The organism is Halomonas sp. 707B3 (assembly GCF_024158645.1).
Classification (GTDB): Bacteria; Pseudomonadota; Gammaproteobacteria; order Pseudomonadales; family Halomonadaceae; genus Vreelandella; species Vreelandella lionensis.
Map to the genome: position 1 here is coordinate 1 of NZ_JAMZBE010000160.1, position 7,527 is coordinate 7,527.

At 50.8% G+C, this 7,527-nt stretch carries 5 protein-coding genes and 2 pseudogenes; 3 read left to right on the plus strand and 4 right to left on the minus strand.

The genetic code is table 11. The features are described from left to right. Positions 1 to 481: pseudogene (locus BIS10_RS15995) on the plus strand (alpha/beta hydrolase); the annotation flags it as partial. Between the two features lie 234 nt (positions 482 to 715). Here BIS10_RS15995 and BIS10_RS16000 read toward each other — a convergent pair. The 4 genes and pseudogenes from BIS10_RS16000 to BIS10_RS16015 form a co-directional block, all read right to left on the minus strand. Beyond that, positions 716 to 1,142, minus strand: a pseudogene (locus BIS10_RS16000) (IS630 family transposase); the annotation flags it as partial. A gap of 382 nt (positions 1,143 to 1,524) precedes the next feature. After that, positions 1,525 to 2,418 (minus strand): LysR substrate-binding domain-containing protein, encoded by an 894-nt coding sequence (locus BIS10_RS16005; RefSeq protein WP_054641047.1) that lies wholly within the window; start codon positions 2,416 to 2,418, stop codon positions 1,525 to 1,527. A 74-nt stretch (positions 2,419 to 2,492) separates the two neighbouring features. After that, positions 2,493 to 4,352, minus strand: coding sequence for a TRAP transporter permease (locus BIS10_RS16010; protein ID WP_266100146.1), 1,860 nt, complete (start codon positions 4,350 to 4,352; stop codon positions 2,493 to 2,495). Between the two features lie 153 nt (positions 4,353 to 4,505). After that, the gene (locus BIS10_RS16015; RefSeq protein ID WP_253506620.1) at positions 4,506 to 5,516 is read right to left on the minus strand and encodes a TAXI family TRAP transporter solute-binding subunit; all 1,011 of its coding nucleotides are present in this window, start codon (positions 5,514 to 5,516) and stop codon (positions 4,506 to 4,508) included. 448 nt (positions 5,517 to 5,964) lie between these two features. Between BIS10_RS16015 and BIS10_RS16020 the strand changes: the two genes are divergently transcribed. Both BIS10_RS16020 and BIS10_RS16025 read left to right on the plus strand, forming a co-directional pair. Beyond that, positions 5,965 to 7,218 (plus strand): aspartate aminotransferase family protein, encoded by a 1,254-nt coding sequence (locus tag BIS10_RS16020; RefSeq protein ID WP_253506623.1) that lies wholly within the window; start codon positions 5,965 to 5,967, stop codon positions 7,216 to 7,218. Further along, positions 7,215 to 7,527, plus strand: a 313-nt coding sequence (locus BIS10_RS16025; RefSeq protein WP_253506626.1) for an FAD-binding oxidoreductase, incomplete at its 3' end; no start/stop codon positions are given. The genes BIS10_RS16020 and BIS10_RS16025, both read left to right, overlap by 4 nt.

Consider the following 7,527-nt stretch of genomic DNA (forward strand, 5'->3'; position numbering starts at 1 on the left):
GCAGTTGATTGCAGAGCATAGCGACCGCCTGCTCTCCGCTACGCTGACCAACACTGGCGCAGTGATCGGCAACCCGGATCAATGGAACACCCGCGCAGGCCGCGTGCGCCAGGAAGGCCTGGCGGCGATGTCTGAAGAGATTGTGCCGCGCTGGTTTGCACCAAAAGCGTTTGAGGCAAGCCTGGCGCTGAAAACGGGCTGGTGCACCCAGATGGGCCGTGGCGACGATGAGTCCTACGCCCAGCTGTGTGAAATGCTGGGCCGCGATACGTTCACCGGAAAACTAGCTTCTAAGAAAGTCAAAGTGCAGCTATTTGGTGGCAGTGAGGATATGGCCACCCCGCCCGCGACGCTAGAAGCCCTGGCGGCAGAACTTGATGGCGCGTCGCTGGAGGTTTTTGAAGGTGTTGGCCATGTGCCATCGGTGGAGGCGCCTGTGCTGTTCGCACAAAAGCTACTTTATTTACTCGCCGCCGATTGAGGCGATGAGGCTAATCAGTGGTGTTGCTTACATCACCTGCTTGCTGGCAATAAGGTAAGGTAGAAATAAGGTCGTGTGAACTCCACAACCGCCAATATGATCGATCAGCAGCGTAAAATGAAGTTGTGACTCAGCAGTTTTCACCTTTGACATCTCTATGGAGATTCCATAGAGATGTGCGTATCCTTCGATCAATTTCCCTGCACGGTCGAGAAACCCTCATACGTTCAGCTAGCAGCTGCGTGAGTAGGCGGTTACATTGCAAGGTTGCCCAATGTGGCCCCATATATAAGGTACCGATGAAGATTGTGAAAACCCTGAGTCGTCAAAATAATAGAACTCGTGCTCACCCTGGTACTGCCGCTGGAGTGAATTGATGAGGCCTTGGATGTTTCGGAAAACCGTCTCGTCACGCAGTGCAGTGAGTGTCGGATAGGCTTGAGTCTGAAGATATTTTGTTCAACGCTCGGCGAAGGGCTACCATGCTGACGTTCTTCCCCGTCTCTTCTTTAAAACTAGCCTGCAAGGACCGAGTCTGGTAAAGCTGTTTGGCGGTGAGTTCCTGCAATCTTTGATGATCGCTCTCGTCCAAAACAGGCGTGAGACCACTGCGAGGCTTATCAATCCATCCATCGAGGCCTGTTGCTTCCAATTGATTGAGCTACCGTGATGCGACGTTGTAGCGATCATCCCACGTTCGCCTGCCTTCACTTCAGTATCACACTCTTCACTGAATAAGTTTTGCACACCACGTTTCTGCTTAAAGTAAGCCAGGGTGCGGAAGAAGCAGTCTTCACACAGATGCACCTGGTAGCGTTCAGTCATCGTGTTGAGATTCATAGCCCCTGTGTGCTTGAAGTGTGAAGTAAGAAGATGTTCTCTTCGTTTGTGCTTCTGCCCGATAGTTTCTCAATGCTTTTATAAAGATCAAGCGTATAAAAATATTAATCGCGTTAAGCTTTTAATGGGGGGAATGAAGTAGTTGTTTGGCACAAAGCAATTATTAGTTGTTTAACTATAAACTAGCAGTGCGCCGTGTTACGTCAGTGAAAGTCACTGAGCTGGGTAATGTGTTCTACAAAACGCCGTACCTTAGCGAGTTCCCCCAAGTGTTCAGGGTAGACAAGATAATAAGCATTCTCACTGAATAGCCGATATGGCCAAGCAACTGTTAGTCGGCCACTTTCTAGTTCTTCATCGACGGTGAAGTGAGGAACCAGTGCGACCCCACCGCCTGCCATTGCCGTTCGCACCAGCATAGGAAAGGTCTCAAAGCGGGTGCCATGATAGCTACGGTCAGTGATGATCTCTTGGTTTGCAAACCAATGGTGCCATGCGTCAGGGCGTGTCGAGAGGTGAAGTAGCGGTAGTTGTGTTAAGTCATCCACTGACTGGATGGGGTGCCGAGCGAGTAATTCAGGGGAGGCAACCGCGACCATATCCTCATCAATAAGCTTATGACAAGCAAGGCTTGGCCAACTGCCATGCCCATAAAACAGAGCAATATCGATATCTTGCTGCTCAAGATCGAAATCTTTTACGCGGTCATGAAACTCCAAGCTAATGCCTGGATTGGCGGCTAAAAAGGTGGGCAACTTATTGGCCAACCAGCGGCTACCGAAGCTAGGTAAGGTGGCGATTTTAAGAACCTCGCTATTACCGCTGTAGGTCATTATCGCTTGCGTCGACATCTCAATTTGAGTGAGCACTTTGCGTACGTCACTTAAAAAAATGGCCCCTTCTGGGGTTAGCAGCAGGCTACGTCGCACGCGACGAAATAGCTTGTGTTGCAAGGTGGCTTCGAGGTGCGCGACTTGTTTGCTGACAGCACTTTGGGTGAGGTTTAGCTCGTCTGCTGCGCGAGTAAAACTCATATGGCGTGCGGCTGCTTCAAAGCATTGCATAGCCGCCGTAGAAGGAAGATTGCGTGATGCCAAACCTGGCGCTCCTGATGACCTGAAAGCCGCCCCGGCGACTAAGCGCCAGGGGGAAGCTAGGCTTTTATAATGGCTCATTGGGCGAGCGTTGCAGCCTCCTGGGATTTATCAGGTCGGCGCGACTGAAGCCAGCCTACTGTCACCATGGCAAGCAAGCCTAAACCGCTGGTTAGCAACTCGGGAACCACCATGGCAAGCCCTGCGACTAACAGTACCAGACGCTCCCCGAAGAAGGAATCACGCACAAAGTAACCGAGTAGTGCGCTGCTGACGCCCATAATCCCTACGAGTGAAAAGAACAGCGCGCTTAAAAGACCTAGCAGCGTAGGTTCGACTAATACCAGCACAGGATTATAAATGAAGGCATAAGGAATAATAAACGCACCAATCGCCAATTTAACCGCCGTAAAGCCGGTCTTCATCGGGTTGGCTTGTGCAATGCCTGCACCCGCAAACGCGGCTAAACACACGGGAGGTGTAATATCGGCGATGATGCCGAAATAAAAGACAAACAAATGTACTGCCATTGGCGGAAGGCCGAACTCATTAATCAGTGCTGGTGCGGCAATGGTGGCGGTGACCACATAGTTTGCTGTTGTGGGTAATCCCATGCCCAAGACAATACAGGCAATCATTGTGAACAACAGCGCAAGTATCAAGACGCCGTCAGCTAAGCTAATAATGCCAGCAGCAAATTTTGACCCCATTCCTGTCATGCCTACCACGCCAGCGATAATGCCTGCGCAAGCGACCGCTGCGATCACTGGCAGTGCCACGCGCGCCCCTTTTTCAAAAATAACCAATATATCTTTTAACGAAGGGCGTGTTTCTTTGCGAGCCAAACTGACAGCAAACGCACATGCGATACCCAGTAGCGCTGCCCGTTGAGCGGTAAAGCCAACGCTAATAGTCGTAATAATGACGAGCAAAGGCAGCAACATGTAGCCTTTTGACAGTATCAGCTTACGCTTGCTGGGCAATTGATCTTTAGGAAGGCCGAGAATGCGATGACGTTTGGCTTCGAAATGCACCCCGATAAAAATACCCGCAAAATAGAGAATGGCGGGAATCAGCGCCGAGAACATGATTTCGCGGTAAGAGACGCCCACGTACTCCACCATGATAAAAGCCGCAGCACCCATTAAGGGCGGCATGATCTGCCCGCCGGTAGAGGCTGACGCTTCGACGGCTCCTGCTACCTCGGGCTTGAAGCGGGCATTTTTCATCATAGGAATGGTGAAAGAGCCAGAAGCCACGGTGTTGCCGATAGAGCTTCCCGAAATCATACCCTGAAGCGAGCTTGCTATAACGGCGGCTTTGCCAGCCCCACCCGTAAAGCGCCCGGTTAACGCAAAGGCTAAGTCATTAAAGAATCGGCCTACGCCGGTATGCATCAGAACAACGCCGAAAAACAAGAACAAGAAGATAAAGCGCGCCGATATTTGCAGGGGGGTACCAAAAACGCCGCTTTCCCTAAACCATAAGTAGGGAGACACCTGCTCAAGAGAGAAGCCCGGATGAGAAAGCAAAGGGCTAGGGATCAAGTTGCCAAACAGCGCATAGAGAATTGCCAACGTAGCCATGACAACAATTGGCATACCAACAGTACGGCGAGTTGCTTCTAGTACAAACAGTACGCCGAGTGCGGCAATCGTTAGGTCAACGGCTGAATAGCCCGTAACCCTTGCACGCAGGACTTCTTCATAAAATAGGATTTTATAGTAGGCGGCAAAGGTGGCTACGAAGGCGAGTATTACGTCGTACCACGGCACGCCATTACGTCTGCCCGCACCGCGCGTTGCAGGGAATAAGATAAAGATCATCCCCAAGGCAAGCCCTAAGTGGACGGCACCTTGCTGCTGTGACGGTAGCGTACCAAAATAACCGGTATAGAGATGAAAGCAAGTCAGTGATACACCCATTAGGGTGATCAGCCAACCCCACTTGCCTAGCTGTAGTGCAGAACGTACTTGTGACTCACGATCATACTTTTCTAAAAGCGCCGCTTCGTCAGGAGTTTTTTTTTATCCACGATTAAACCTCATACATATAACGCCGCTGGCTTAGCCAGCGGCGAAAGGGGAACATCAATCGGTTAGATCACTTAGGCTGTCAATATTGGAGCGTTCACGGGTCACAATCTGAATGACTTCAGGGTAAATGTGTCCGATAAAGGCAACGTTATCAATCGCGCCACTTTCGAACTCTCCGCGTCCGGCAACGGCATCTTGTGCCGGTGCGTGTACGGTCATCCCGAGATCCATACCGTTATCACGAATGCTCACTAAGTTTTCGATTGAAGCCCCAGTTTCAATATTGGTAAAGTTATAGTTTTCCAGGTAACGGTTCCAAATGGTGGCCATCTCACCGCCTAGAGGGTAGTAAGTGCCGCCTTGGCTACCGGTACCTAAAATAAACTCTTCTTTGGCTTCAGTTTCGCCAAGCTCCGCAACCGGGTTATTTACGGTGAGGCCTTGCTCTTCGTAATATTTTTTAGCACCGGGGTGAATGGGGAGACCTTCTGAACCATTGAGTGCATTTTCAAGGGTAATGAACGCAGATTGGGAGTGCGTGTTTTCTTCAGCATGTTCATGCATTAAACGCGCTAGTTCATAACCCAGTTCTTCATCAATAGTATTTGTGTTGCCAACTAAAATGGCATAAGCCGTAATAGTGTTTACATCTTCACTTTGAAAAGCATAGCTATTAGCGGGAATCGTAAAGCGCTTATAGGCACTGTTCTCTTCAATATAGTCAATAGCGTCATCGCTTAAACTAATTAGGCGCGCATCGCCGCTCGAGGCTTGTAAGTTCTCGATACTGCCAGAAGGTAAACCAAGAATACCGATAGAAATATCGATGTTGCCATCTTGCACACCATCGAGTGCAGCACCAAACCCTTCTTGATAGGTATTGTACTTATCGCTACCAATACCGTAGGCATCAAAAAGTAGTTGGGAAACGCCTTGAGTGGTACTGGCAGGGGGGCCAATAGCGATATTAGGTTTGCTGTCGCCACCACAACCCGCCAACAGAAGAGTCGCACCTACGCCGCATAGCACTTTTGTGGATAGCACTTTAGAAGTAATGTTTTCCATGTTAACTCCTGCTAATTAAATTATTTATAATAAAATTCTGCTTAGCAATTCTCGCAATCCGACCGTCTGGGGATCGATCAGTGAAAATGGCGCGAAAAAATAGCTGACTATTGTTCACGTATGCAGCCCGACAGACAAAAGAAATTAAGTTGTGTACGCATTCCATTTTGTCATATCAAAGGCTTTTAAGAAATCCTTAAGTAACCAGTGATTTGTGCTTTTTATCTGCATGGCCGGCGCGACGTTTTCTTTTTATAGTCTTCCTGGTGGAATATGTGCTAGCAATGAGTGGGCTATGCTGAGCGGCGGATGATTATGCTTCTGATCATGTGTTCACACCTAATGCATTCCTGCTTGGCATGTATTTAGCGTTTTTTTTCGTTTGTGATCTGCCATATGAACCTGTTTGATAAGGGAACACATAGTCATTTCAGGAGCGTTTTCGACGATGGACCTTCCCAACGTCAGCAGTGCATTAGGCATCCTCCATCCCGTTTGCATTACTAAAGGGCGTAATGCAGAGGTATGGGATGAAGCGGGACAGCGTTATATCGACTTTATTGGCGGTATTGGTGTGCTTAACTTGGGGCATGGCCATCCAGCGGTGGTCGAGGCCGTCAAGGCTCAGGTCGATACCCTCATGCACTCAGCGTTTAATGCCTTGCCGCACCGTGGCTACCTCTCTGTCGTAGAGCGACTTGACCAGTTTGTGCCGGTTTCTTATCCGCTGGGATGCATGCTGACGAACAGTGGTGCGGAAGCGACAGAAAATGCATTGAAAGTTGCCCGTGGTGTCACGGGTCGTCAGGGCGTGATTGCATTTGACGATGGTTTCCATGGCCGCACGTTGGCTGCGCTCAATTTGAATGGGAAAGTTAAGCCCTACAAAGCCGGTTTAGGCGCGCTCCCTGGCCCGGTTTATCACCTGCCTTTTCCTAGCCAGGATAGTGGGATATCCGCCGAGCAGTCATTGGCGGCCCTAGAGCGTGTATTTGACGTAGAGATTGCCCCCAGTGAAGTGGCTTGTGTCGTCGTTGAACCTGTTCAAGGGGAAGGCGGTTTTCGCTTACTTTGCCCCCAGTTTGCTAAAGCGCTGCGGGCAATCTGCGATCAGCACGGTATTTTATTGATTTGTGACGAAATCCAATCAGGCTTCGGACGAACCGGTAAACGCTTTGGCTTCAGTCACCTCGGCATCGAGCCCGACCTGATTCTGTTAGGAAAAAGCATTGCCTCAGGTCTTCCTCTGGCCGCTTTGGTAGGGCGTAAAGAGTTAATGGATGCTTTACCCAAAGGCGCGTTGGGAGGCACCTATTCAGGCAATGCGGTTGCGTGTGCAGCTGCATTGGCAGTGATGGATATCATGCAAGACGAGGCGCTAAGCGAATGGGGTAATGCCCAAGAAGCGGCGATTGTGAGTGCTTACCAGCGCTGGAAAGCAAGCGAGCGTTTTCCCATGCTAGGAGCCATGACGGGTATTGGCGCGATGCGCGGTATCGTCTTTGAAGATACCGACAATGCTACGGGGGGAGAGCACTTAGCTAACCTCTTGGCTGCGGGGCGTGATGCTGGCGTTTTGCTAATGCCCAGTGGCCGCAAGCGTAATGTCTTACGCTTATTGCCGCCATTGACCACTGAACCAGACGTCATGGCAGAAGGGCTAGGGCTCATCGAGCAGGCGCTGGAGACGCTCAAGGCATGATCGCAATGGTCAGCGAAATGGCAGTGCGAAGTGGCTATGTGGCGTTTCTCGACGCCTTGCGCGCCTGTGGCTTCGAAGGCGAGATTGCCCCGGACTATGCCAACCGCACGGTGCTGGCAACGGATAACTCGATTTACCAGCGCCTGCCCCAGGCGGCGGTGTTTCCTAAGCATGCGGAAGACCTTGAGCGCCTTGCCAAGCTGGCTGCTGAGCTGCCCCACCGCGATATCGTGCTCACGCCTCGGGGCGGCGGCACCGGTACCAACGGCCAGTCGTTGACCGACGGTATCGTGGTGGACGTTTCCCGCC